The organism is Streptomyces vulcanius, assembly GCF_042653945.1.
GTDB lineage: Bacteria > Actinomycetota > Actinomycetes > Streptomycetales > Streptomycetaceae > Streptomyces > Streptomyces mangrovi.
Genome location: NZ_JBHSFK010000032.1, coordinates 92,827 through 118,134, shown reverse-complemented (window position 1 = coordinate 118,134; position 25,308 = coordinate 92,827). Strand labels below are relative to the sequence as shown.

Below are 25,308 nucleotides of genomic sequence, written 5' to 3'. Positions count from 1 at the left end.
GAGGTGGAGGGCGCGGCCGACCGGGTCGGTGTGCCGCGGCCCACGGTCCGTGGCCGCGCGGATCTGCCGCGTGGCCGTGTCCGCGTCGAGCCGGAAGCGCCAGGGCTGCGTGTTGTGGATCGACGGGGCTGTCACGGCAGCGGAGACCGACGTCTCCAGGGACCGTCCGGTCCATCAGGTGGTCCCGATGGGCCCGTCCTCGTCACTTGGCGCGGTGTTCGGCCGCCTCCGGCTGCTCCAGGTGGGAGGCGAGGACGGCGGCCTGGACCCGGCGCTGGACGCCCAGCTTGGCCAGAAGGCGGGAGATGTGGTTCTTGACGGTCTTCTCGGACAGGTAGAGCTTCTTGCCGATCTCCCGGTTGGTCAGCCCGTCGCCGATCAGCGCCAGGATGTCCCGCTCACGCGGGGACAGGCTCGCCAGCTCGGACGGCACGGCGGGAGTCTCCACAGGGTCGGCCCGCAGCGAGCGCATCAGGCGGGCCGTGGTCGCGGGGTCGAGCATCGACTGGCCCGAGGCCACCGTGCGGACGGCCGAGACCAGGTCGGATCCCTTGATCTGCTTGAGGACATAGCCGGAGGCGCCGGCCATGATCGCGTCGAGCAGGGCCTCCTCGTCGTCGAACGAGGTCAGCATCAGACAGGCCAGCTCAGGCATCTGGCTGCGCAGCTCGCGGCAGACCGAGATGCCGTCGCCGTCCGGCAGCCGTACGTCGAGGACGGCGACGTCGGGGCGCAGCGCGGGGCCGCGCGCGAGCGCGTGGTCGACCGTGCCCGCGTCGCCGATCACCGTGATGTCCGGCTCGGTGTCGAGCAGGTCGGCCAGGCCGCGGCGGACGACCTCGTGGTCGTCCAGCAGGAACACCCGGATCGGGTTCTGTTCGGTGAAGGTGCGTGGCTGTGGCATGTGACCCCTCGTTCCCCGCAGGAGGACAGACTGCGACCCGTCCGTGATTCCGATCATCACGCGCCGGGGCCGGATGCACCAGGGCCGACCGGCCCTACTCCGGCACGGGCAGCAGCCGTGTGAGGTCGAAGTCCACGTCCACGACGCCCTCGACGGCGCGGACCAGCCGGGCCGCCACCGGCACCAGCGAGGTGTCCCGGACCCGGCCGGTGAGCTTCACGACGCCGTCGTGCACGTCCACGCCCACGCTGGAGACCGGCGCGGGGAACAGGCAGGACACGACCTCGCGCCGTACCTCCTCGGCGATCTCCTCGTCGGTGCGGAGGAAGACCTTCAGCAGGTCGGCGCGGCTGACGATGCCTTCGAGCAGGCCCACGGCGTCGACCACGGGGAGTCGCTTGACCTTCGCCCGTGCCATGGTGCGGGCGGCCTGGGCGAGTGTGGCGTCCGGGCGGACGGTGAGGGCGGGGGAGGTCATGAGTTCCTCCGCGGTGACCGCGCCGGCCTTCGCCAGGTCGGGCAGGCGGCGCAGCTGGGTGTACCGGTCGGGGTCGCTGTCGCGGAACTCCTCCTTGGGCAGGAGATCCGCCTCGGAGACGACGCCGACGACCCGGCCCTCGCCCTCGATGACGGGCAGGGCGCTGACCTTCCAGTCCTGCATCAGCTGCACGATCTCCTTGAAGGCCGCCCTGCGACCGACCGCGGCGACCGTGTGGGTCATGACATCGCTGACGATGTGCGGGGTGCCGTGCATGGCCACTCCTTCGGTAACCGTTCGTGGCCGGCCGGGTCAGATGAGGCTGCCGGCGCCGTAGGGGGCGTACAGGTCGAGGAGGCGGGTCCTGGCCGAGCGCAGACGGTGGGCGAGGACCTGGCCCACCCACTGGCTGACGTCGTTGCCCAGGGCCGGGTCGTCCTGGCACATGGACCGGACGGCCGTGGCGTCGAACTCGTAGGCCCGCAACGGTGTCATCGCCTCGGCGCCCATCTGCCAGGCGTGCGGGGGGAACAGCCAGGACCAGCCGACCAGCTCGTTGTGGCAGAGGCTCTCGACGACGGCCGCCCGACGGCCCGGCACGTGCATGTCGAGATCGACCCTGCCGGTGCGGATGATCCAGAAGCGGTCGGCGCGTCCGCCCTCGTCGAACAGACGCGTTCCCTGGGGGATGGAAACCTCCCGGGCGAGGCGCATGAGCCGCTCGCGGTGTGCGGCGGACAGTGAGCGCAGCATGCTGGGTGTGGAGGTGGCGTACATGACATGCCTCCCTTGCGTGGCTACGAGAACTTCCAAGGCCAGCGTCTGCCCGTTCCTTGACGAGTTCCATGGGCCATACGGTCCAGTGATCGGGCCATTCGGCACCGACCGGTCGATTCCGGCGTGCCGCGGAGGGACATGCGATCAGGCCTCGCCCGCCATTTCGCCTGCGTCCACGACGCGTTGGGGCTGCACGGACCTCCCGGACCACAAGTACGCCTACGAGCGCATCGAGATGGCGCTGCACGACCACCCCGTCCACCGCTTCATGGCCTGCGGCATCGCGGGACTGTCCGTCGCGGCGGACAGCCTGTCCGCGGTCGAGCACGCCCGGGTGAAGGCCTTCCGGGACGCGACCGGGCCGGCCGTCGACTTCCGGACCGAGGGCGAGCTGCCGGCCCCCACCCTCGGTTTCGCGACCCGCCTCGACCGCCTCGGCGTTCCGATACGGATCCGCTATGTACTGGTCCCCGGCTGGACCGACGATCCGAGGTCCTTTGGACGCCCTGGCCGGATTCGTCGCGGGGCTCGGCACGGCCGAGCGCGTCGACGTACTGCCACCTGCGGTACGCGGCCACGGCCGTCGGCGACGTCGGGAAGCTCTGTCCCGGTTCGTCGACGGCGGCCAGGGCGCGGACGCCGGAAGTCCTCCGCGTCGGCGAAGGACAGTGGCGAGTCGTGGCGGTGGACGAGCGGCTCGGAATCGTCCCGGTCGACCGACAACAGCCGTGAGAAGCCGAACAGGGGGTACAGGGCAAGCCCCGGAAGGATCGCCCGCAGGCCCGCAGGCCCGCAGGCCCGCAGGCCCGCAGGCCCGCAGGCCCGCAGGCCCGCAGGCCCGCAGGCCCGCGACCGGTGGCAGTCGGCCACGCCCGCGTAGGCCATGACCTGCGGCGGGCGGCCAAGGTCGGCTGCCCCGGAACCACGGCGGACGGTCTGCGGTCCGCGGTGCCGTACCGAGTCCAACGGCCCCTGAAGGCAGGGCCGTTCGGCCCCGTGGGCGCGGACCTTCGGCATCCGCTGCCATCCCGGTCCGCGGGCGAGAGTAAGCGACGTCAGGTACGACCCGAACCCCTCGAAGGGAATCATGACCATGACCATGGCCGTGCACGAGCACCCGCACCGGAGCTCCGAAAGCACCTCGCTGAGTACCCACGGCGCGATGGGCCCGGCAACCGGCCCACCGCGCCGAGCCGTGCAGGGGGTCGGTCGGCCCCGATTCGGGACCAGTGGCCCCTGCACGAGGAACCCCTCGAAGACGACTCTGGAATCGGATCCCTCGCCCCAGGAGGTGGAGATCATGCTCCGCACCATCACCGTAGGTCTCGACGGCTCGCGCGAGAGCCGCGCCGCCGCAGAATGGGCGGCTCGCGAAGCGCAACTGCGCGACCTGCCATTGAAGATCGTCCATGTCTGGGAGCCGGTCCCGGAGCCGATGGCTCAGGCGCCTCTCCTGGGAACCGAGACCCAGCAGCACTGGACCGAGCGCATACCGCGCGAAGCCGCCGAGGGCATCAGCCTGCGCCACCCCGGCGTCGAGGTGATCAGCGAGCAGCTCTCCGGACACCCGGGTGACGCCCTTGCCGAGACCGCGAAGAGCGCCGAGCTGCTCGTCCTGGGCTCGCGCGGTCTCAGCGGGATCGGCGGGTTCATGGTCGGCTCCGTGGGCCTGTCCGCCGTCGCGCACGCGGACCGCCCCGTCGTGCTGGTCCGCGCGATGGAAGTGGCCGCCGACGAGCACGAGCCGGACCCGGTGGGCATCCCCTCCGCCGCGACCCCGTTCCTGCCCGTGGTCCTCGGACTCGACGTCGAGCACCCGGACGAGACGCTGATCGAGTTCGCCTTCGCCGCCGCCCTGCTCCGCGAAACGTCCCTGCGGGTCGTCCACGGCTGGAACCCGCCGCCCTATTACGCGTACGGCGCGCCCGCCAACCCCGCCCTGCACGAGGCGCTGGCCCTCAACGACGCCGAGGCGCTGGCCGAGGCGCTGCGGCCCTGGCGGCAGAAGTACCCGGACGTCGAGGTCGTCGAGGTGTCCCGCTACGGCAGCGCCGCCGTCCACGTCGTGGAAGCCTCCCGCGAGTCCTCCCTCGTGGTCGTGGGCCGGCGCATCCGGCGCAGCCCGTTCGGCGCCCACATCGGACACGTCACGCAGGCCGTCCTGCACCACTCCACCGCTCCCGTCGCCGTCGTCCCCCACAGCTGACCCACCCCCGATCACCCCTTCCGAGGAGAAGAGACCCATGAAGGCAGCGGTCGTACGAGCGTTCGGCGAGCCCCTGGTCATCGAGGATCGCCCCGACCCGGAGCCCGGCCCCGGCCAGGTCCGCGTCCGGGTGGAGGCGTCCGGGCTGTGCCACACCGACATCCACGCGGCGCACGGCGACTGGCCCGTCAAGCCGAACCCGCCCTTCGTCCCCGGGCACGAGGGCGTCGGCCTGGTCGAGGCCCTCGGCACCGGCGTCACCCACCTGGCCGTCGGGCAGCGGGTCGCCGTGCCCTGGCTCGGCAGGGCGTGCGGGCGGTGCGAGCACTGCCTGTCCGGCTGGGAGACGCTGTGCGAGCAGCAGATCAACACCGGCTACGGCTGCGACGGCGGCTACGCCGAGAAGATGCTCGCCTGGGCAGACTTCGCCCAGCCGGTGCCTGACGGGATCACCGCCCTGGACGCCGCGCCGCTGACCTGCGCGGGCGTGACGACGTACAAGGCGCTCAAGGTCGCCGACGTCAAACCCACCCAGCTCGTAGCGATCTCCGGCGTCGGCGGCCTCGGCCACCTCGCCGTGCAGTACGCGAAGATCGCCGGAGCCACGGTCGCCGCGATCGACGTCACCGACGAGAAGCTCCAACTGGCCGCCGAACTCGGCGCGGACATCCTGATCGACGCCCGCAAGGAGAACGTCGGCGAGGTGCTGAAGCGGCACGGCGGCGCCCACGCGGCGATCGCGCTCGCGGTGAACGACGCGGCCTTCGAGGCCGTCAACTCCGGGCTGCGGCGCGGCGGCAAACTGGTCATGGTCGCCCTGCCCGCGCACGGCACGGTCCGCGTCCCCATCTTCGACACCGTCCTGAACGGCACCTCGGTGATCGGTTCGATCGTCGGCACCCGGCAGGACCTCGCCGAGGTCTTCCAGCTGCATGCCGCAGGCCGCACCAAGGTCATCTACGAGGCCCGCCCGCTCGCCTCCGTCAACGACTCCATCGACGAGGTGCTGCGCGGCGAGGTCAAGGCCCGGATCGTCTTCGACCTGGACGCGGGACGGTGAGCACCGTGGTCCTCCCGATCGTGGTCGGTGTGGACGGCTCCGAACCCAGCCTGCGGGCCGCCGACTGGGCGGCCGACGAGGCCGCCCTGCGCGGGCTCCCGCTGCGGCTCGTGTACGCCTCCCTCTGGGAGCGCTACGAGGGGGAGTCCCTCGCGCAGGACCTCGGCGAGCCGTCCGAGCAGGTCACGGCCGAGGACATCGTGCGGACCGCCGCGCAGCGGGCCCGTCTGCGCCGGCCCGACGTCGCGGTCTCCACCGACGTGCTGCCCGAGGAGCCCGAGTACGCACTCGTCCGCGAGGGACGCGACGCCGCCGCCCTGGTGCTCGGTAGCCGCGGTCGCAGCGGCTTCGTGGAGATGCTGCTCGGGTCGGTCGGCCTGACCGTCGCCGCCCACGCGGAGTGCCCGGTGATCGTGCTGCGCGGCAGCCACGACAACCGGGTCCGGCCGGTCGCGCGCGGCCGGGTCGTCGTGGGCATCGGCGAGAAGGCGACGGACTCCGCAGCCCTGCGCTTCGCCGTCCAGGAGGCGAAGCTGCGCCACACGACCCTGGACACCGTACGGGCCTGGCGGTGCCCCGCGCACGAGACCACCGACCACCCCCTGCTCGCCGGTGAACCCGCGCGGCTGCACGAGCAGCACGCCACCGAGGTCCTGGACAAGGCACTGAACGACGCACCCGCGGCTGTGGACCTGCGCCGACGCACGGTCGAGGGTCCCGCCCGCAGGGTCCTCCTGGACGCCTCGCACGAGGCGGACCCGGTGGTGGTCGGTGCCCGGCGCAATCCGGGACACCCGGGACTGCAGCTGGGGCGCGTCGCCCACACGGTGCTGCACCACTCCGCCTGCGCCGTCGCGGTCGTACCCGAGCGGGCGTGAGAGGGATGGCCGGCTGCTCAGAGGCTCGCGGCGTGGTCGGGGACGTAGGTCTGCAGATCACGCGACGGGCGTACGTAGCCGGTCGACTTCGGCCGCTCCGGCAGCTCGAGGACGGGCGGCGGAACGTCGCGGTACGGAACGGAGTCCAGCAGATGGGCGATCATGTTCAGCCGCGCCCGGCGCTTCTCGTCGCTCTCGACCACGTACCAGGGCGCCTCGCTGATGTCGGTGTGCACCAGCATCTCGTCCTTCGCCCGGGAGTACGCCTCCCAGTGGGTGATCGACTCCAGGTCCATCGGGGACAGCTTCCAGCGCCGCAGCGGGTCGTCCAGCCGGCGCCGGAAGCGTTCCTGCTGCTCGGTGTCGCTCACCGAGAACCAGTACTTGCGCAGCAGGACCCCGGCCTCGACCAGCATCCGCTCGAAGATCGGGCACTGGCGGAGGAAGAGCCGGTACTCCTCCTGTGTGCAGAAGCCCATCACGTGCTCGACCCCGGCCCGGTTGTACCAGGACCGGTCGAACAGCACGATCTCCCCGGCCGCCGGCAGATGCTCGACGTACCGCTGGAAGTACCACTGCGTGCGCTCGCGCTCGGTCGGCCTGGGGAGCGCCGCGATCCGGGCGACGCGCGGATTGAGGTGTTCGGCGACCCGTTTGATCGTGCCGCCCTTGCCCGCCGCGTCCCGTCCCTCGAAGACGACCACCAGCCGGGTGCCCGACGCCCGCACCCACTCCTGCAGCTTCACCAACTCGGTCTGCAGGCGCAGCAGTTCCTTCTCGTACACCTTGCGCGGCAGCTCCGCCGCCTTCTTGCCGGCCATGCCGCCTCCACCGCCCGATGAATACCGGAGTCCCTCATGCCCAAGGTCGAACACCAGGACGCCACCGTACTTTCCGACGACGAACTGCGCACCCTGGACGCGCACTGGCGGGCCGCCAACTATCTGGCCGTCGGACAGATCTACCTGATGTCCAACCCGCTGCTGACCGAGCCGCTGAGGCCTGAGCACATCAAGCCGAGGCTGCTGGGCCACTGGGGCACCTCGCCGGGCCTCAACCTCGTGTACACCCACCTCAACCGCGTGATCAAGGCGCGCGGGCTCGACGCCCTGTGCGTCTGGGGCCCGGGCCACGGAGGGCCGTCCATCCTGGCCAACGCCTGGCTGGAGGGCAGCTACAGCGAGACCTACCCGGACGTGCCGAGGGACGGAGAGGGCATGGCGCGGCTGTTCCGGCAGTTCTCCTTCCCCGGCGGTGTGCCCAGCCATGTCGCCCCGGAGACGCCCGGTTCCATCCATGAGGGCGGTGAGCTCGGCTACTCGCTGTCCCACGCGTACGGCGCCGCCTTCGACAACCCGGACCTGCTGGTGGCCTGCGTGATCGGTGACGGCGAGGCGGAGACCGGGCCGTTGGCCGCGTCCTGGCACTCCAACAAGTTCCTGGACCCGGTACACGACGGCGCGGTGCTGCCGATCCTGCACCTCAACGGCTACAAGATCGCCAATCCGACGGTGCTCTCCCGCATCCCCGAGGCCGAACTCGACGAGCTCCTGCGGGGATACGGGCACGAGCCGATCCATGTGACCGGCGACGATCCGGTCCAGGTGCACAAGGCCATGGCGGCGGCGATGGACGACGCCCTCGACCGTATCGCCGTGATGCAGCGGACCGCCCGTGAGGACGGTGTCAGCGAGCGCGTGCACTGGCCGATGATCGTGCTGCGCACCCCGAAGGGCTGGACCGGCCCCGCCGAGGTGGACGGCGTGCCCGTGGAGGGCACCTGGCGCGCCCACCAGGTCCCGCTGTCCGGAGTCCGGGAGAACCCCGGCCACCTCCGCCGGCTGGAGGCATGGCTGCACTCGTACAAGCCCCAAGAACTCTTCGGCGCCGACGGCCGGCCTGTCGCCGACGTCCTCGCCTGCGTCCCCGACGGCTCCCAGCGGCTCGGCGCCACCCCGCACGCCAACGGCGGTCTTCTCGTGCGGGATCTGCCCATCGCCCCGCTCGACGAGTTCGCCGTATCCGTCGACAAGCCGGGCACCACCTTGCACGAGCCGACCCGCGTCCTGGGGGACCTCCTGGCCCGGGTCATGAAGGACACCGGTGCACGCCGGGACTTCCGTCTCGTCGGCCCGGACGAGACCGCGTCCAACCGGCTCCAGGCCGTCTTCGACGTCAGCGGAAAGGCCTGGCAGGCCCAGCACCTGCCGGTCGACGAACACCTCGAGCACCACGGCCGGGTGATGGAGATCCTTTCGGAGCACACCTGCCAGGGCTGGCTGGAGGGCTATCTGCTGACAGGCCGGCACGGACTGTTCTCCTGCTACGAGGCGTTCGTGCACATCGTCGACTCGATGGTCAACCAGCACATCAAGTGGCTGAAGACGTCACGGGAGTTGCCGTGGCGGGCGCCCGCCGCCTCCCTCAACTACCTGCTGACCTCGCACGTGTGGCGCCAGGACCACAACGGGTTCTCCCACCAGGACCCCGGATTCGTCGACCACGTCCTCAACAAGAGCCCGGAGGTCGTGCGCGTCTACCTGCCGCCGGACGCCAACACCCTGCTGTCGGTGGCCGACCACGCGCTGCGCAGCCGCGACTACGTCAACGTCATCGTGGCCGGCAAGCAGCCCTGCTTCGACTGGCTTTCGATGGACGCGGCCCGCGCGCACTGCGCCCGCGGCGCCGGAATCTGGGAGTGGGCGGGTACGGAGAACGACGGGGAGCCCGACGTCGTCCTCGCCTGCGCCGGCGACGTGCCCACCCAGGAAGTGCTGGCCGCCGCCCAGTTGCTGCGCCGCAACCTCCCACAGCTCGCCGTGCGCGTCGTCAACGTCGTCGACATGACCCGGCTGCTCCCGCGCGAGGAACACCCGCACGGCATGAGCGACTTCGAGTACGACGGCCTGTTCACCACCGACAAGCCGGTGATCTTCGCCTACCACGGCTACCCCTGGCTCATCCACCGCCTCGCCTACCGCCGCACCGGCCACCAGAACCTGCACGTGCGCGGCTACAAGGAGTCGGGCACGACGACCACGCCGTTCGACATGGTCGTCCGCAACGACCTCGACCGCTACCGCCTCGTCATGGACGTCATCGACCGCGTCCCCGGCCTCGCCGTGCGCGCCGCCGCCGTACGCCAGCAGATGGCCGACGTCCGCACCCGCCACCAGGCCTGGATCCGCGAGCACGGCACCGACCTGCCCGAGGTCGCCGACTGGACCTGGAGCGCCTGACCGCCGCCCTGTCCCCGTAAGGAACCCACCGCCATGACCGTACGCGTCGGAATCAACGGCTTCGGCCGCTTCGGCCGCACCTACCTGCGGGCCGCCCTCGACCGGGCCGAGGAAGGCACCCAGGAGATCGAGGTGGTCGCCGTCAACGACATCGCCATCACGGTCGACGGACGACGCGTCGCCGCCACCCGCACCATGACCCGCGGCGCGCTGTTCACCCAGGCCGGCATCACCGCGACCCGCTCGGTCGGTGAACTCCTCGAAACAGCGGCTCTCTTCCACTCCCAGCCGCTGCCGGAAGGCAGCCGCGTCGCGATCGTCACCAACGCGGACGACGCCCGCCTGCGTACCGGGCAACAGCCACAGGCAGTGCACGGCGTGGCCGACGCCCGGCTGCGCCGACTGTGAAAGGAGACGGATCACCATGAACGACACCGTGTTGGTCACCTACGGAACGACGAACGGATCCACCGCGGAGATCGCCGAAGCCATCGCCGACGTCCTGCGCAAGACCGGGCTGACCGTCGAGGCGAAGCCGGCCCGGGCCGTGACGAACGTGGCGCGGTACGACGCCGTCGTGGTCGGCGGCGGGCTCTACGCGGGGCGCTGGCACAAGGACGCGCGGCGGTTCGTCCGCCGCAACCGCGTCCTCCTGGCGGAGCGCCCGGTGTGGTTCTTCAGCAGCGGCCCGCTCGACGCCTCCGCCTCCGAGCGGAGCATCCCGCCCGTGCGGGGCGTGCAGCGGGCCATGACCCGGCTGGACGTCCGGGACCACGTCACCTTCGGCGGATGCCTGGAAGACGGCGCCAAAGGGTGGGTGGCCGGGATGATCCTCCGCTCCGGCAAGGGCGGCGACTTCCGGGACTTCGGCGTGATCCAGGCATGGGCGGGAGGCATCGCCGACGCACTGACGCACGCGTAGGAGGAGAGGAGCTGTCCGGCCCCTTCAAGCGGCCCCGGCGCCCGGCGAGAACCCGGGCCTCGGGGCCGCGCTCATGACGTCGTCCGGTCCGCTACCGCCGAGCCGCCACCGGAAGGCCGCTCCGGTGCCGAACAAGTCCGTCCGTGTCGTGCTCCAAGGCGACGGCCGGGGGAGTGGCTGCGCGCCGGGCAGGCCCTTGAGCACGTGTGGCTCGCCGCGACGGCGTACGGCGTGCGCGCCTCCGTGATGCATCAGGCCGTCGAATGGCCCGACCTGCGCGATGCCTTGACGGGTATCCCGGACGGCACCGCGCGCATCCTCAGCCGTGCGCTCATGCGCCTCGGGTACGGCCCGGAGGGGCCGGCCGCCCCCGTCGCATGCCAGGTCAGGATCTTCGGCAGGCCGCTCGGGTACCGGGCCCACCGTCGTGCCGGCTCAGCCGGCCGAAGCGGAGACGGACTCCGCGACCGACGTACCGGCCAGGTCCGTGGGCCACCGGGGGTGGATGTCGAAGGCGCCGGCCAGGCCCGTGCAGCGGAGGATCCGCAGGAAACGGGCGCTGTCCGTGACCGGCCGCAGTCGGCCCTGCCGGGCCCGCACCCGCTTCAGCGCCCGGCACAGCACGCCCAGACCGGTGCAGTCGATGAAGGACATGGGACGCAGGTCGAGCACCAGATCGGGGCGCGGACCGGCGGCAGCGCGTCCAGACGTGCCACGAGCGCGGTCACCGCCAGGAGGTCGATCTCGCCTCGCAGGGTCACGACGGTCGCGCCACCCACGGTGTGATGCGCTCAGTGGGGACCGTCCGGCGGGCGATGGGGGCCGGACGGCCCAAGCGGATCAGGTGGTTACCGGACAAGATGAATGTATGCGGCAATCTCCGTAGTTGAGCGAAGGGCGGTGAGAAGCGCAATGAAAGGCTTCGTCTTCCACGGCCCCGGGCAGTCCGCCTGGGAGGAGGTCCCGGACCCCGCCGTCAAGGAGCCCACCGATGCCATCGTACGGGTCGGCGCGGTCACCATCTGCGGCACGGACCTGCACATTCTCAAGGGCGACGTACCCGAGGTGCGCCCAGGCACGGTCCTGGGCCATGAGGCCGTCGGCGAGATCGTGGAGGTCGGCGGCGACGTCCGGACCGTACGTCCGGGCGACCGGGTGCTGGTCTCCTGCATCAGCGCCTGCGGCCGCTGCCGCTACTGCCGTGAGGGCAGCTATGGCCAGTGCCGGGGCGGCGGGGGCTGGATCCTCGGCCACCTGATCGACGGCACCCAGGCCGAGTACGTCCGCGTCCCCTACGCCGACCTGTCCGTGCACGCCCTGCCCGGCGCGGTGGAGAGCAGGGACGCCGTCCTGCTGGCGGACATCTTCCCGACCTCCTACGAGGTGGGCGTCCTCAACGGGCGGGTACGTCCGGGCGACACCGTCGCCGTCGTCGGGGCCGGTCCCGTCGGACTCGCGGCGATCGCCACGGCGCGACTGTTCGCGCCCGAGCGGATCGTCGCCGTCGACCTGGCCGCCTCCCGGCTCGAGGCCGCCAAGCAGCTCGGCGCCGACGCCGTGGCCGACGCCCGCGAGGGCCCCGAACAGCTGATCGCCGATCTGACCGACGGTCTGGGCGCGGACGTGGTCATCGAGGCCGTCGGCGTACCCGAGAGCTTCGAGATGTGCACCCGCATGGTGCGGCCCGGCGGCCACGTGGCCAACGTCGGCGTCCACGGCAAGCCCGCCACACTGCACCTCGAAGACCTGTGGATCAAGAACATCACCATCACCACCGGCCTGGTCGACACCCATTCCACGCCCACCCTGCTGCGCATGGCCGCCGCCGGCCGACTGCCCACCGCGCAGCTGATAACCCACACCTTCCCGCTGGAGCGCATGGAGGAGGCGTACGAGGTCTTCGCCCGGGCCGCCGACACCGGCGCCCTCAAGGTGGTGCTCGGCGGGCAGCCGCACGACGAGGTCGCCGTCCCGGCGGCCTGACGAGAGGACGTGACCGGCCATGACCGAACAGGCCCAGTCGAACGTGACTGAGGGCGCGCCCTCGGGCGACCTCGGCCGCCGAATCGCCGCACGCCGTGTCCGGCTCGGGCTGACGCGGGAGGAGACGGCCGCCCGAGCGGGCATGGCCCCCACCTATGTGGCGCACCTGGAGCAGCACCCTGACGCCGCACCGAGCCGAGGCGCACTGCTCGCGCTGGCGGCGGTCCTGCGGACCACGGTCTCGGCACTCACCGGAGGCGACGCCGATCTGCCGCCTGGTCCTGGACGGGCCGGACAGACTCCCGAGTTCACCGAGCTGAGCAGGACCGAGTGCGCCAAGCTCTTGTCGGCGCACGGTGTGGGGCGGCTCGCGGTGTCCACCGCGCTCGGGCCGGTGATCGTCCCGGTGAACTACAGCGTCGTTGACGACACGATCGTCTTCCGCACCGCGCGCGGCGCGACACCGTCGCTCGCGGCCGGCTGCTCCGTCGCCTTCGAAGTCGACCGCATCGACGACGTCTTCAGCGAGGGCTGGAGCGTGCTGGTGCGCGGCCACGCCCGCACGGTGACGGACATCGGTGAGGAGCGTCGGCTCGCGAAGCAGGCGTACAGCGCGCCGTGGACCGGCGGCCGGCGCGACCAGTGGGTGCGCATCGAACCGTACGCCGTCACGGGCCGCCGTATCGCGGTCTGAGCAGGGCCCTTCTCAGGTGGCTGGGGACCGATGGTCCCTGGCCGGGGACACCGCACCGCTCGACGATGGACAGTGCCCGTAGCGCGATGTCAGGGGAGAGACGAGAAGGCAGATGGACGCCAACGACGGATTCCGCGAACTCGACCGGCAGGAGTGCCTGCGCCTGCTGGCCGAGGTGCCTGTGGGGCGCATCGTGTACACACGGCAGGCGCTGCCCGCCGTCCTGCCGGTCAACTTCTGCCTGGACCATGACGGCGCGGTGCTGGTCCGCACCTCGGCCTCCTCCGAACTCGTGGGCGCGATCGACGGAGCGGTGGTCGCCTTCGAGGCCGACGAGGTCGACACCGCCACCCACTCCGGCTGGAGCGTCGTGGTCATGGGGTCGGCCACCCTCGTGACCGACCCCGCCGAGCACGCACGACTGCTGCGTACCGGGCCGCGTTCCTGGGCGCCGGCGCCGCAGGAGGTCTTCGTGCGCATCGACCCCGAGCTGGTCACCGGACGCGATCTCGTCGGCGGACGCACCCTGTACGGAGTGGACCTTCCGTCCTGATCGCCATGCCTTCGCACGGTCCGAACGGCCCTTGAAACAAGGGCCGTTCGGCCTTTCCGCGGGCTCTCCCGGCCGCTGCCCGGGGTGATGACGCACGAGGAGGATCGTCCGTGGAGGCCGGTGCGTTCGTCGAGCACCGCATCGACAAGTCCGCCGGCGCGACGCCGTGCCGAGTTCGCGTTCTCCGCAGCGGCCAGGCGGGCCGCAGGGCTGCGGGTGGTCCACGGCAGCGCACCGGAGGCCGACGCACGGGAGGGGCCGGCCCGTCCCTGGCACGCAAGTTCCCGGGCCTCGAAGTGACCGAGGAGGCCGTTCTGCAGCACGCGGTCGCGCCGGTCGCCGTGGTCCCGCACGACTGACGTCGTTCAGGCCGACGGGGACGGACCGTCGGCTGTGAGGCGGACCCCGGTGATCAGATCGGGGCTGATGCGAACGGCATGATCCATCCTCTGCGACACCCACGGACGCAACAACGCCTGACAGCGGGCCAGTTCCCGCGGGTCCGTGACCAGCCGCGCAAAGCCCGTGACGACGACGCTCCACCCAAGGTGGGTGTCGGGGTCGATGTCGTCGGCCTCGTACGCGACGACGGCCCCCTCACCCCCGGTCTGCCGGGTGTAACGGGTCAGCGTGGCGTCACCGTGGGTGTGGATGACGATGTCGCCGTCGACCAGGACGTGGTTGACCGGCCGGACGGTCGGCAGCGCGTGCCGGGTGAAGACGACCCGCCCCAGGGACACGCTGCCCAGCAGCCGCAGCGCCTCGACGCCGTCCAGCTCGACGCTCCTGCGTGCCTCCGAGGTGTCCGACCGGTCGTCGTCGCCGGCCATGGCAGGTGTCCGTATCGTCGGGTCACTCACAGTTCTCCGTCTCCCGCAGCCACACGTGGGCCTGATGACCGGGCCATTCGAAGCGCGTGGGCGCCTCTCGCGCCAGGGCCGTTCGGCCCAGGTCGGCGTCCGGAGGTCCCTGCTCCGCGCGACTGACCGCATGGCGACGTGAACGGAGCGACACCGCGGGGGATCGGTGCCGCTCCTGTCCTCACTATCTCTCGGAAGGCGGTGTTCTCGCAGCTGCCGATGGTCCTCGGCCGCGGGGCCGGACGTCCCTCACGGCGGTCACCGTTTTCCCGGCCCGGTGTGTCGTCGACGACGGCTGGCCTGTGCGGCGGGCCGCGGAACGCTTCCAGGTCAGCCACACCGCCGCCGCCCGCTGGGCGAGCCGCTACCGCCGCCACGGCGCCGCGGGCAGGCACGACCGCTCCAGCCGCCCGCACCACTGCCCTGGCGGACACCCGCCGGCGTCGAGGCGGAGGTGCTGCGGATGCGACGCGAGCACCGCATCGGTCCGCGGCGGCCGGCCGCCCGTGCACGGATCGCGGCATCAACCGCCCACCGCATGGAAGTGCGGTGTCGTCATGAAGCGTCTCCGGGAGGTACGGCCATGGCATCCAGCAGGCGGATCACGGGGTTCACCGCAGAGCAGGAAACGATCATCCGTGAGATGAGGAAGGACTGGGACGCGGTCGACTGGGCGACCGGGCCGGGTGATCGCGCTGCCGCCGAGGACGCGGTCCGGGAGGTTTGTCAGGGCCTCGGACTGCCGCCCCCACGGTTCATCGTCTGGCTCGGCTCCCCATGGGCCGGCCTGATCGGGCAGGCGGTGCTTCCCGGGATCATCGCCTCGATGACGGGAGGAAGTTCAATCTGCCCCGGTCGATGCCTTTTTGATCGTCCAACAGGCGTGCCCGGGTGCGCGCCCGGTTCCGTCGGCGGACACGTGGGCAGTTGCGCACCGGAAAGGAATTCCTCCACACAGAGGTCGTCGACCGGGCCGAGGCCCAGGTGACCCCCGCGCTGAACACCGCGGCGCAGCTGCTCGCTCGGGGACTGCGGGAAGTCCTCGCCGGTCTCCGCGCGGACCAGGTCCTTGTACGTCCCGACGAGCTCGGCCAGGTCCGCCGCGTTCAGGCCCAGGTCGTCTGCCGCGCCCAGGGCCCGCCTGAGGTCGGCCGGAGCGTCCTCGAAGAGGGAGCCGTCGACGCCCATCACCGTACTGCCGAACATCTGTACGAGGCGGCGATAGGAGTCCCAGGCGAAGCGTTCGTCGCCGGACACCTTGATCTCGCGGGCCGGCGTGTCCGGCTCGGTGCCGGTGGCCAGGAGGGCCTGGCAGGCCTCGGTGGTCACGGTGAAGCCCGGCGGGACGGGCAGGCCCATCCGGGCATCTCGGCCAGGTTCGCGCCCTTGCCGCCGAGCAGGGCGGCCCTGCCACGGCCGCCTGATGCGAAGTCGTACACGTAAGTGCGACGCGCATGGGGCAGCGGTGCAGGCCGAGCCCACCGTCGGCTGAACCGGGGGCGTCAGGGCGAGCCTCGCGCGCTCGGCCCGATTCGCTTTCGCAGCCAGCGGCAGACCACTACCGTGGCACATGATCGGACCGGTGGGTGTCTGTGCGTTGAGGGGCGGAGGAGTACCGGTGGGAAGCCCCGAGGAGGCCCGAGCAAGGCTGCCTCAGCTGCGGCTGGACGAGCTGCTGGAGGAACTCCAGGCGCGTCTGGACGCCGCCCGCGGCACCCGCGACCGGGTGCACAGCCTGCTGGAGGCGGTGCTGTCGGTCGGCCGGGAGCTGGACCTGGAGCAGGCCCTGTTCAGCATCGTGGAGGCCGCCGCCGCGCTGGTCGACGCGGAGTACGCGGCGCTCGGCGTGATCGGTCCCGACGGCAAGCGGCTGTCGGCCTTTCACACGATCGGCGTCAGCGAGGAGCAGATCGCCCGGATCGGCCCGTATCCGGAGGGCCACGGCATCCTCGGAGAGCTGATCAGTCATCCCGAGCCGCTGCGGCTGGCGAAGATCTCCGAGCACCCGGCCTCGTACGGCTTCCCGGCGCATCACCCGCCCATGAACACCTTCCTCGGCGTCCCGATCCGGGTGCGCGACCAGGTTTTCGGCAATCTGTACCTGACCGAGAAGCGGGGCGGCGCCCAGTTCGACGAGGAGGACGTCTCGGTCACTCTGACGCTCGCCGTGGCAGCCGGCGTCGCGATCGACAACGCGCGTCTGTACGAGGAGTCCCGGCTGCGGGAACGCTGGCTGCGGGCGAACGCGGACATCACCCACAACCTGATGTCCGGCGGTGACCGCACCGAGGTCCTCGCCCTCATCGCCGAGCGGGCCCGCGAGATCACGGGAGCCGCTCTGGCGGCGGTCGCGCTGCCCATGGAGGACACCGGGTCGCTCGCCGTAGAGATCGCCGTCGGCATGGACGCCGAGGTGCACCGGGGCCTTGTCCTGCCGATGGACAGCAGCCTGATGGGGCTGGCCTTCTCCGGTGCCGCCCCGGTTTCCAGCGCGGACGTCGGCCATGACGAACGGATCTCCCTGGAGCCTCAGCGGTTCGGCGGACTCGGCCCTGCCGTGGCCGTGCCCATCGGCGCGGGCGAGGGGGGTCCGCGAGGCGTGGTCCTGCTGGCGCGAAAGGCCGGTCAGCCGGTGTTCTCGGCGGCGGAGACCGAGCCCCTGAAGACCTTCGCCGCACAGGCCGCCGTCGCGATGGAGCTGGCGGAACGCCGCCAGGACGCGGAGGAGGTCGCGGTGCTCAAGGACCGTGACCGGATCGCGCGGGACCTGCACGACCTGGCGATCCAGCGGCTGTTCGCCACCGGTATGACGCTGCAGAGCGCCGGCCGCTTCATCGAGCACGAGGAGGCCTCCGAACGCGTGGTGCGCGCGGTCGACGACCTCGACGAGACCATCAAGATCATCAGGTCGACGATCTTCGGCTTGCGCACCCGAGAGGGCGCGGGGGAGGCCGGCTTGCGGGCCCGCGCCGTACGGGTGGTCGGGGAGGCCGCGCCGGTCCTCGGATTCGCCCCCAGCGTGCGCATGGAGGGACTGCTGGACACCGACGTACCGAAGGAGATCGCCGACCACGTGGTGGCGGTGCTCTCCGAGGCCCTGACCAACATCGCCCGGCATGCCCATGCGAACCGCGCCGACGTACTCCTGGCCACGGGCGGGCGCGAGGTACGGCTGTCGGTCACGGACAACGGTGTGGGCATCCCGGCCGACGGCCGCCGCAGCGGGCTGCGCAACATGGCCGAACGCGCCGAGCAACTGGGAGGCCGACTGGAACTGGGGAAGCCCGAGGGCGGCGGCACCGCGCTGGTGTGGCGGGTACCGGTGCAGAAGCAGTAGGCCCCGGCGGACGTCAGCGGCCTGCGGAGTCCAGTGCCGACCGGAGTGACTGGCGGTAGCCGTCGCTGGTGTAATCCGTCGCCGCCGATCCGCTCGATCCTGCCGATCCCTCCGACGTGCAGCACGACGCGGCGCAGCGGACGGGTCTTCTTCAACGTGTGCAAGAGGGCCTCGCAGCTCGAAGGGGATCGGGCACGGCCGCGCGCAGGGAGTGGGCCGTGCGGGCCGTTGAGCGCGTAGAGCACCTTCGCCCCGCGCCACCGTGCGACGGCCTCCAGCTCGCCGCCCAGGGTGACGTCGCCGGGCGCTGTCTCGAACAGGGCCCGCAGCGGGGTGATGCCGACACCGCCCGCGATCAGCAGGGACTTGTGCGCGGTCCGCCGGTCGGCGGTCAGCGCGCTGTAGGCGCCCTCCGCCCGCACGCGGGTGCCATGATCGGGAGTTGCACCGAACGTCTTACAGGCCCGCACCCGCCGATACCAGCCCGTCCTCGCCTGCGGGTCAGTCCTTGTGGTCGGGGGCGATGCGCTCGACCAGTCGGAGCAGTGCCGACCAGGCGAGGTCGTATGCCTGGTCGTCCTGGAGGTCCGAGCTGTCGTCCTCGCCGGTGAGTTGGCGTGCGGTGAGTTCGCAGATGTCGGGACCGGGGATGACGAGCCGCGTGCCCGCGGCGGTGGCTGCGGTCTGGATCTCGCATGCCTTGTCCAGGTAGTACATCCGCAGGAACGCCTGGGCGGGGGTCGCGCCGACCGTGAGCAGGCCATGGTTGCGCAGGATCATCGCGGGGTGATTGCCGAGGTCGGCGACGAGGCGCTGCTGTTCGGCGAGGTTGAGGGCGACACCTTCGTAGTCGTGGTAGCCGAGCCTGCCGTAGAACTCCATCGAGATCTGGTGGAGCGGGAGCAGGCCCTGTTCCTGGGCTGCGACGGCGCAGCCGGCCTTGGTGTGGGTGTGCAGGACGCAGTGGGCGTCGGACCGGGCGGCGTGGATGGCGCTGTGGATGACGAAGCCGGCGGGGTTGACCGGGTGGGGGCTCTCCTCGACGGGGCGGCCGGCCAGGTCGATCTTGACCAGGTTCGAAGCGGTGATCTCCTCGAAGAGGAGGCCGTAGGGGTTGATCAGGAAGTGCTGCTCCGGACCGGGGAGCCGGACGGAGATGTGCGTGAAGATCAGGTCGGTCATCCTGAAGTGCGCCACGAGGCGGTAGACCGCGGCTAGTTCACGGCGCAGGGACAGCTCGGTCATCAGTGGCTTTCCTTCCGGCGTGGGGCCGGTGCTGGTGGGGGCGGGGGTGGGGGGATGAGCGCATGGCCCGCACTGGAACGAGGTGGTCCAGGGTGGGGCCCCGGGCCGGTCGCCCGGGGCGCGTTCGATGCTGCGGCGTTGCTCGGGCCGGCTCTCGCGGTGTCAGACCGTGCTGAACTCCGGTGTGACGGGGCCCGGTTCGCCTGCCAGGCGGCGGTGCCACGCCTCGACGACGGCTTCTTCGGTCGGCTCGGTCAGGAGGCTGACGGCCACGTAGGCGGCGAGGCCGGCGAGCAGGCCGTAGTAGATCGGCTCGTTGGCGAGGAGCCCGTCGATCACCATGAAGGCGATCACCGTGGTGCCGCCCGCGATCATCGAGGCCATGGCGCCGGGCAGGTTCCCGCGCCTCCAGAGAAGGCCCCCGAGGATGGGCACGAGCAGGCCGCCGACGAGCAGGTTGTAGGCGACGGTGAGGGCTTCGATGACGTCGCCGAGGATGCAGGCGATGGCCATGGCGGCCACCCCGAGGATGACGATGGCGAGCCGGTTGGAGCTGATCTCGTCGCCGTCCTGCGCGTTCTCCGAGCCGGTGGCGGCGGGGCGGACGCGGTGGCGCAGCCGGGCCCAGATGTCGTTGTTGGCGACGGTGGCGGAGGCGATCAGGGCGCCGCTCGCGGTGGACATCATCGCGGAGAGGGCGGCGGCCAGGACCAGGCCCCTGACACCGGTGGGCAGGGCGTGCTGGACGATCGTGGCGAACGCCTGGTCGGCGGCGGCGAGGCTGGGGTAAAGGGTCTTGGTGGCCATGCCGATGACGGCTCCGGCCAGGGCGTAGACCAGGCAGTAGACGCCGGCGACGGTACCGCCCCAGGCGGCGACCCGGTCGGAGCGGGCGGTGAAGACCCGCTGCCAGATGTCCTGCCCGATGAGCATGCCGAAGGTGTAGATCAGGACGAAGGTGAGGATGGTCTGACCGCCGATGGAGGTCGGGGAGAGGTAGCCGTCAGGCAGCTTGTCGGCCATGGCGCCGAAGCCACCGGCCTTGACCACGGCGATGGGCAGCAGCAGGACGAGCACCCCGAGGCTCTTGACCACGAACTGCACCATGTCGGTGAGGGTGATGGACCACATGCCGCCGAGCGCCGAGTAGCCGACGACGATCGTGCCGCCGATGAGCACCGCGATCCAGCTGGGTACGTCGAACAGGACGTCGAAGACGCTGGCGTAGGCGATCGTGGAGGTCACGACCAGCATGAGGGTGTAGATCCACATCACGATGCCGGAGATCACGGCGGCGGTGTCGCCGTAGCGCAGGGAGAGCATCTCGGCGACGGTGTAGACCTTGAGGCGGGCGATGCGGGCGGAGAAGAAGACACTCAGGGCCAGCAGTCCGAGTCCGATGGCGAAGACCATGGCGGCGCCGGAGATGCCGTAGGTGTAGCCCAGGCGTACGCCGCCGATGGTGGAGGCGCCGCCGAGGACGACGGCGGCCATCGTGCCGGTGTACATGAGCGGGCCCAGTCGCCTTCCGGCGACGAGGAAGTCGCTCTTGGAGGCGGCGCGTTTCCTGCCCCACCAGCCGACGCCGATGATGCCCAGCAGGTATGCGGCCATGACGAAGTAGTCGACGGTCATCAGAGTCCTCCGGGAGCGGAAAGAGAGGGGAGGTCGGCGACCGGGTGCGGGGCCGGGCCGGGGGAAGTGCCCTGCGAGTGGCATGACGATATCGACGTTCGCGCTGGCGCCGAAGTGGCGGTTCTGTCCAATATGGATGCGCCCATTGGATGATTCCCGCAGTCCTGCGTGATGCCGCCGGGCCGGGAGGATGTCCCCTCATGACCGAGTCCGAGCAGCCGTCCGTGCCTCTGAGCGTGTTGCTCGCCGACCCCGACCTGGGACTTCGTCAGGTCGCAGGTCCTGTCGGGGACCCCCATGTCAGTACGGTGGGCACCACGGAGATCGAGGACCCGACACCGTATCTGGTGGGCGGCGAGCTGCTCCTCACCGCGGGCGTGCGTCTTCCTCTCGACGCGGAGGGCATCGACACGTACGTACGGCGGGTCGTCGCCGCCGGAGTGAGCGCGCTCGGGTTCGGCGTCGCCCCGGTGCACGAGGAGGTTCCGCCGGAGCTCATCGCCGCCTGCGACCGCCACGGGCTGCCGCTCCTGCGGCTGCCGCCGGCCACCCCGTTCGTCGCCGTCGGGCAAGCCACGTACGCCGCGATCGCCGAGACCCGAAACCGTGAGCTTCGCGAGATCTCCCGAGCGCAATCTGCGCTGGCCACGGCCGCCGCCCGGCCGGATGCGCTCCAGGCCGTGCTCGACCGGCTCAGCGCTCACACCGGGGCCTGGGCGGTCCTCTACGACGCTCAGGGCAACGAACTGTTCAGCGCCGGCCCCCGCCCCTCCTCCCCTACCCCGGACCGCGTACGTGACCTCGCCGTACGCACCACCGCCCGCGTCCGCACAGGCCCCACCGGACGATCCGCACCGGCCGCGGCAGCCGATCACCAGGGCGGAACCCACCTGACCGTCCACACCCTGCCCGCAGCGGACGGCACCAGCATGTCGCTCGCCCTCGGCCAGGCCACCACCACGGCCCCGACCCCGGTCCACCGTCAGATCACCAGCACCGCAACCGTTCTGCTGGCCCTGCTCACCAGCCCACGGCACGCCCTGGGCACCGACACCCACAGCGCCGGCGCGCTGGTACGGCTCATGCTCGGAGCCACCCCGGCCGACGTCGCACCCGCCCTCACACCCGTCGGCACGACACAAGCCGGACACTGGACCGTGGTCCACGGCCGGCACACGCCCCCACACTCCACGCCGGCACCGCACCCGGACGACGACCCGGCACAACTCGCCACCCTGGGCACTGCCCTGGGCACCCCCTACCTGCACGTCGACGGCCCCGAACTCAGAGCGCTGGTCCCCAGTGCACCGGACGCCCGCCCCGAGGCTCCTGCGCAAGCCGCCGACCTGGGCTGGGTCCTCGGATTCAGCACACCTGTGCCGGCCTCGGACCTGCCGCATGCAGATCGTCAGGCCGAACGCGCCCTCCGACGCGCGATCGCCACCCAGGTGCCCGCTGCCGTCCACACCGAGGACCCGCTCACCGTGCACGGGCTCATCCCCGCTGCCGACGCCCAGGATCTGGCCCGCACCCGTTTCGCCCCTCTCGACCAGGCCGGTGCGCCGGGCGCCTCGGTCCTCCTCGGCACCCTGCGGACCTGGCTGACCCTGCACGGCAGCTGGGACCGTACCGCCGCGACCCTTCACGTTCACCGCAACACCGTGCGCCACCGCCTGGCACGGGTCGGCGAACTCCTCGATGTCGACCTGCAGGACCCCGGCGTACGGATGGAACTCTGGTTCGCCCTGCACTGGCTGCCCGGCGATGCCGACGAGGGTTCTCGGGGAGTCGTCTCTCGCTCTGCGCGCGGCATGTGAGCGTGTTCGCTCCGTGCTCTCCTCCACGCCTATACATCGGTTGGCTGGAGCCCTCCAGCGCCTCGAAGTAGCCGAGCTGCCCAACTTACCTGCGGATATGAACTCGTCCGAATTCTGATACGTCGGAGGTCTTCCCCTGGAGCTCCCCTTGCCTGCACCATGCCGGGTAGTTCACAACCGGATATAGGAGGCACATACGTGACCCCGACACCAGGGAACGGGATCTCTCGCAGAGGAGTGTTCGGCTCGGCGGCCGTTGTCGGCTCGGCGGTCGCGCTCGGTGCCGGAGGGCGGTTGACCGGATCCGGCACCGCCTGGGCCGCGCCCCGGGGGCCCGGCGGGGCGGGAAGTCTGCCCGAACGGCTGGCCAGGGCCGCCGCTCCGCGGTGGCGGCGGATGCCCGGCGACTGGAAGGACGGTCCCTTCCTCGGCAACGGTCTGCTCGGGGTGAACGTCTACCGGGGCGCGACGGCCAACTCCGTGAAAGTGATGGTCAGTCACAATCAGGTTCAGGACCAGCGACCCCAGTGGGCCGCCACCTACGGCTATTCACGGCTGCCCATAGGGCATTTCGATCTCACGCTGGCAGGCGAGGTGACCGATGTCGACTGGACCCTCGACATCTGGGACGCCGAGCTGAACGGCACCATCACCACCACCCGGGGCAGCGTCCACTTCTCGATGCTGGTCCACAACGCCCGTACCGCTCTGCTGATCTCCACCCGGCCGAGCGCGGGAGAGGAGAGCGCGACCTGGTCGTTCACATGGATGTCCGCCACCTCGCCCCGAACGAAGGGCAAGCCCGCCGACTACACCGGCAACCCCGACCCCCGCGTCGGCTCCGCGGGCACCACCCACTACGTCGAACAGCCGCTGATCGCCGGCGGCGGGTGGGCCACCGCCTGGCGTGAACGCCGTGTCGGCACCGGCAGACTGCTTGCCGCGCACATCGTCTACCGCTACCCCGACGACCTCTCGAAAACCACCGAACTCGCCGTGGCCGAGGTGGCGCGCACTCTGGCCAAGGACCCGGACGAACTGGTGCGCGAGCACCGCGGCTGGTGGAACCGCTTCTACCGGCGCAGCCTGCTCTCCGTGCCCGACAAGCGGATTCAGGACTTCTACTGGATCCAGCTCTACAAGGCCGCCTGCGCCACCCGCGCCGGAGGACCCTCGATGTCCGAGTGGGGGCCCTGGTATCCGGAGACCGGCGGCAGCTGGACCGCGGTCTGGTGGAACCTCAACGTTCAGATCGCCACCTGGCTGATCCAGGGATCCAACCACTTGGAACTCGACTCCGTCACCTCCACCTTCAAGAACTTCGAGAAGAACCTGCCGCTGTCCCTCCCTCCCGCGATCCCGAACGAGGAGATCTACGCTCTGGCCCATCCCTCCGACTGGACGCTGCGCCCCGGCACCCACACCGTCGGTGTCCCCGGCACGTCCGCCAAGACGGACAACAACGGCAACCTCTCCTGGGCCATGCACAACGTCTGGCTCAGCTACCGCCACACCATGGACACGCGCATCGTGCGCGACGTCCTGTACCCGATCCTCGTCAAAGCGGTGAACTACTACGACCACTTCCTCTACGAGGGCGGTGACGGCAAGCTGCACCTGCCGCTCACCCGGTCTCCGGAGTACGCGGACGCGGTGGACTGCACCTATGACCTCTCCCTTCTCCGCTGGGGCTGTGCCACTCTCCTCGACTGCCTGCGCATCCTCCGCACCGACAACCCGCGTGCCGGGCGCTGGCGGGAGATCCTGCGGCGTCTGGTCGACTACCCGCGCGACGCGACCGGCGTCATGATCGGCGCCGACAAGCCACTCGCCGACTCCCACCGCCACTTCTCCCACATGCTGTGGCTGTACCCGCTGCACGAGCTCAACTGGGACCGGCCGGCCGACCGGGACGTCATGCGGACCACGTTCGACCACTGGGCCGAGGACCGCAGCCTCTGGGCGGGGTACAGCTACGCGGCGGCCTCCTCGATGGCGTCGCGCATGGGGAGGCCCGAGGACGCCCTCGACTTTCTCACCACCTTCACCGGGAACCTCTTCGACGAGTCCTTCAGCAACTGCTACATGACCGCGAACACCATGTACGCCGAGGACGGCAACCTGGCCGTCGAGAGCCCTCTGACCACGGCCCAGTCGATCCTCGACATGGGTCTGCAGAGCCATGGCGGCGTCGTTCGGGTCTTCCCCTCCGTGTCACGTCGCTGGCCGGATGTCTCGTTCCAGTCACTGCGTGCCCAGGGCGCGTTCCTGGTCGACGCGGACCGCTCCGGCGGCAGGACCCGGTGGGTGCGGGTCCACAGCGAGGCGGGTGCGCCACTGGTACTCCAACACGGCATCGCCGGCGCCATCGAGGTGAGGGACGAGCACGGCCGTCGGCTGCGCTGCCGGGAGACGGGCCCCGGCCGTATAGAGATCCCGCTCGGCCGGGACCAGACGGCCGTCGTCGCCCCGCGCGGCGCCCACCCGGATCTGCAACCGCGCGACGTACCGGCCGTCGGCGAGGCGAAGCCATGGGGACTGCCGGAATGAGTCCCTCGGCGATGGAGACGGGGCGTGGAGCGGGCGCTGGTGTGCTGCCTGCCCGCCCGATCTCCGTCCCGGCGAGATGGCGGCACGGAACATGCTCGACTTCCGGGTGGTTCCGGAGGCGGAATTTCCCAAATCCCCTTGGCCTGGGAGGATTTGTTCCTTCATCCTGA

At 71.0% G+C, this 25,308-nt stretch carries 20 protein-coding genes and 6 pseudogenes; 16 read left to right on the top strand and 10 right to left on the bottom strand.

All coding sequences use genetic code 11. From position 1 onward, the window contains the following. Positions 1 to 202 precede the first annotated feature (202 nt). From ACFPIH_RS38345 to ACFPIH_RS38335, 3 genes are all read right to left on the bottom strand, one after another. On the bottom strand, positions 203 to 904 hold the full coding sequence (locus ACFPIH_RS38345) for a response regulator (RefSeq protein WP_381184072.1): 702 nt from the start codon (positions 902 to 904) through the stop codon (positions 203 to 205). Between the two features lie 94 nt (positions 905 to 998). Beyond that, positions 999 to 1,658: a CBS domain-containing protein gene (locus ACFPIH_RS38340; protein ID WP_381184075.1), complete on the bottom strand. Its 660-nt coding sequence runs from the start codon at positions 1,656 to 1,658 to the stop codon at positions 999 to 1,001. A gap of 36 nt (positions 1,659 to 1,694) precedes the next feature. After that, positions 1,695 to 2,159, bottom strand: coding sequence for a Crp/Fnr family transcriptional regulator (locus tag ACFPIH_RS38335; RefSeq protein WP_381184077.1), 465 nt, complete (start codon positions 2,157 to 2,159; stop codon positions 1,695 to 1,697). 211 nt (positions 2,160 to 2,370) lie between these two features. Here ACFPIH_RS38335 and ACFPIH_RS38330 point away from each other — a divergent pair. The 5 genes and pseudogenes from ACFPIH_RS38330 to ACFPIH_RS38310 form a co-directional block, all read left to right on the top strand. Beyond that, a pseudogene (locus tag ACFPIH_RS38330) lies at positions 2,371 to 2,559 on the top strand (pyruvate formate lyase family protein); the annotation flags it as partial. After that, a pseudogene (locus ACFPIH_RS38325) lies at positions 2,539 to 2,719 on the top strand (pyruvate formate-lyase-activating protein); the annotation flags it as partial. The pseudogenes ACFPIH_RS38330 and ACFPIH_RS38325, both read left to right, overlap by 21 nt. Positions 2,720 to 3,459: 740 nt before the next feature. Further along, positions 3,460 to 4,365 (top strand): universal stress protein, encoded by a 906-nt coding sequence (locus tag ACFPIH_RS38320; protein ID WP_381184080.1) that lies wholly within the window; start codon positions 3,460 to 3,462, stop codon positions 4,363 to 4,365. Positions 4,366 to 4,402: 37 nt separating this feature from the next. Next, positions 4,403 to 5,425 carry a zinc-dependent alcohol dehydrogenase gene (locus ACFPIH_RS38315; RefSeq protein WP_381184083.1) on the top strand — a complete coding sequence of 341 codons (1,023 nt, stop codon included), beginning with the start codon at positions 4,403 to 4,405 and terminating at the stop codon, positions 5,423 to 5,425. Between the two features lie 5 nt (positions 5,426 to 5,430). Continuing rightward, positions 5,431 to 6,303 carry a universal stress protein gene (locus tag ACFPIH_RS38310; protein ID WP_381184279.1) on the top strand — a complete coding sequence of 291 codons (873 nt, stop codon included), beginning with the start codon at positions 5,431 to 5,433 and terminating at the stop codon, positions 6,301 to 6,303. Between the two features lie 17 nt (positions 6,304 to 6,320). On the opposite strand, the gene ppk2 is transcribed toward ACFPIH_RS38310, so the two are convergent. Further along, positions 6,321 to 7,124, bottom strand: a complete 804-nt coding sequence (ppk2, locus tag ACFPIH_RS38305) for a polyphosphate kinase 2 (protein ID WP_381184086.1) — start codon at positions 7,122 to 7,124, stop codon at positions 6,321 to 6,323. A gap of 36 nt (positions 7,125 to 7,160) precedes the next feature. Between ppk2 and ACFPIH_RS38300 the strand changes: the two genes are divergently transcribed. From ACFPIH_RS38300 to ACFPIH_RS38290, 3 genes and pseudogenes are all read left to right on the top strand, one after another. Next, a complete protein-coding gene (locus ACFPIH_RS38300; protein ID WP_381184088.1) occupies positions 7,161 to 9,542 on the top strand; it encodes a phosphoketolase family protein in 2,382 nt (793 codons plus the stop codon). An 87-nt stretch (positions 9,543 to 9,629) separates the two neighbouring features. Next, positions 9,630 to 9,881, top strand: a pseudogene (locus tag ACFPIH_RS38295) (hypothetical protein); the annotation flags it as partial. An 85-nt stretch (positions 9,882 to 9,966) separates the two neighbouring features. Further along, positions 9,967 to 10,464: a flavodoxin domain-containing protein gene (locus ACFPIH_RS38290; protein ID WP_381184091.1), complete on the top strand. Its 498-nt coding sequence runs from the start codon at positions 9,967 to 9,969 to the stop codon at positions 10,462 to 10,464. A 435-nt stretch (positions 10,465 to 10,899) separates the two neighbouring features. Here the strand turns inward: ACFPIH_RS38290 and ACFPIH_RS38285 are convergent, their stop codons facing one another. Then, positions 10,900 to 11,118: an STAS domain-containing protein gene (locus tag ACFPIH_RS38285; protein WP_381184094.1), complete on the bottom strand. Its 219-nt coding sequence runs from the start codon at positions 11,116 to 11,118 to the stop codon at positions 10,900 to 10,902. 258 nt (positions 11,119 to 11,376) lie between these two features. On the opposite strand from ACFPIH_RS38285, the gene ACFPIH_RS38280 reads away from it, so the two are divergent. The 4 genes from ACFPIH_RS38280 (at position 11,377) to ACFPIH_RS38265 (ending at position 14,053) form a co-directional block, all read left to right on the top strand. After that, the gene (locus tag ACFPIH_RS38280; RefSeq protein ID WP_381184095.1) at positions 11,377 to 12,447 is read left to right on the top strand and encodes a zinc-dependent alcohol dehydrogenase family protein; all 1,071 of its coding nucleotides are present in this window, start codon (positions 11,377 to 11,379) and stop codon (positions 12,445 to 12,447) included. Positions 12,448 to 12,466: 19 nt separating this feature from the next. After that, complete coding sequence (locus tag ACFPIH_RS38275) at positions 12,467 to 13,141, top strand: helix-turn-helix domain-containing protein (protein ID WP_381184098.1); 675 nt, start codon at positions 12,467 to 12,469, stop codon at positions 13,139 to 13,141. A 112-nt stretch (positions 13,142 to 13,253) separates the two neighbouring features. After that, positions 13,254 to 13,694, top strand: a complete 441-nt coding sequence (locus ACFPIH_RS38270) for a pyridoxamine 5'-phosphate oxidase family protein (protein ID WP_381184101.1) — start codon at positions 13,254 to 13,256, stop codon at positions 13,692 to 13,694. Positions 13,695 to 13,804: 110 nt separating this feature from the next. Next, positions 13,805 to 14,053, top strand: coding sequence for a hypothetical protein (locus ACFPIH_RS38265; RefSeq protein ID WP_381184103.1), 249 nt, complete (start codon positions 13,805 to 13,807; stop codon positions 14,051 to 14,053). Between the two features lie 6 nt (positions 14,054 to 14,059). On the opposite strand, the gene ACFPIH_RS38260 is transcribed toward ACFPIH_RS38265, so the two are convergent. After that, positions 14,060 to 14,524 carry a pyridoxamine 5'-phosphate oxidase family protein gene (locus tag ACFPIH_RS38260; RefSeq protein WP_381184106.1) on the bottom strand — a complete coding sequence of 155 codons (465 nt, stop codon included), beginning with the start codon at positions 14,522 to 14,524 and terminating at the stop codon, positions 14,060 to 14,062. Positions 14,525 to 14,826: 302 nt separating this feature from the next. On the opposite strand from ACFPIH_RS38260, the pseudogene ACFPIH_RS38255 reads away from it, so the two are divergent. Beyond that, a pseudogene (locus ACFPIH_RS38255) lies at positions 14,827 to 15,164 on the top strand (leucine zipper domain-containing protein); the annotation flags it as partial. A 389-nt stretch (positions 15,165 to 15,553) separates the two neighbouring features. Here the strand turns inward: ACFPIH_RS38255 and ACFPIH_RS38250 are convergent. Beyond that, positions 15,554 to 16,017: pseudogene (locus tag ACFPIH_RS38250) on the bottom strand (PEP/pyruvate-binding domain-containing protein); the annotation flags it as partial. Between the two features lie 155 nt (positions 16,018 to 16,172). Here ACFPIH_RS38250 and ACFPIH_RS38245 point away from each other — a divergent pair. Beyond that, a complete protein-coding gene (locus tag ACFPIH_RS38245) occupies positions 16,173 to 17,891 on the top strand; it encodes a sensor histidine kinase (protein WP_381184109.1) in 1,719 nt (572 codons plus the stop codon). Between the two features lie 206 nt (positions 17,892 to 18,097). Here ACFPIH_RS38245 and ACFPIH_RS38240 read toward each other — a convergent pair. The 3 genes and pseudogenes from ACFPIH_RS38240 to ACFPIH_RS38230 all read right to left on the bottom strand — a co-directional run. Further along, positions 18,098 to 18,322 (bottom strand): annotated as a pseudogene (locus ACFPIH_RS38240) (ferric reductase); the annotation flags it as partial. Positions 18,323 to 18,392: 70 nt separating this feature from the next. Next, positions 18,393 to 19,136 carry a class II aldolase/adducin family protein gene (locus ACFPIH_RS38235; RefSeq protein WP_381184112.1) on the bottom strand — a complete coding sequence of 248 codons (744 nt, stop codon included), beginning with the start codon at positions 19,134 to 19,136 and terminating at the stop codon, positions 18,393 to 18,395. A gap of 162 nt (positions 19,137 to 19,298) precedes the next feature. Further along, positions 19,299 to 20,771 (bottom strand): sodium:solute symporter family protein, encoded by a 1,473-nt coding sequence (locus tag ACFPIH_RS38230; RefSeq protein WP_381184115.1) that lies wholly within the window; start codon positions 20,769 to 20,771, stop codon positions 19,299 to 19,301. Between the two features lie 200 nt (positions 20,772 to 20,971). Between ACFPIH_RS38230 and ACFPIH_RS38225 the strand changes: the two genes are divergently transcribed. Together ACFPIH_RS38225 and ACFPIH_RS38220 are read left to right on the top strand one after the other, a co-directional pair. Continuing rightward, complete coding sequence (locus ACFPIH_RS38225; RefSeq protein WP_381184118.1) at positions 20,972 to 22,588, top strand: PucR family transcriptional regulator; 1,617 nt, start codon at positions 20,972 to 20,974, stop codon at positions 22,586 to 22,588. 198 nt (positions 22,589 to 22,786) lie between these two features. Next, the gene (locus ACFPIH_RS38220; protein WP_381184121.1) at positions 22,787 to 25,138 is read left to right on the top strand and encodes a glycosyl hydrolase family 95 catalytic domain-containing protein; all 2,352 of its coding nucleotides are present in this window, start codon (positions 22,787 to 22,789) and stop codon (positions 25,136 to 25,138) included. The last annotated feature ends 170 nt before the right edge of the window (positions 25,139 to 25,308 follow it).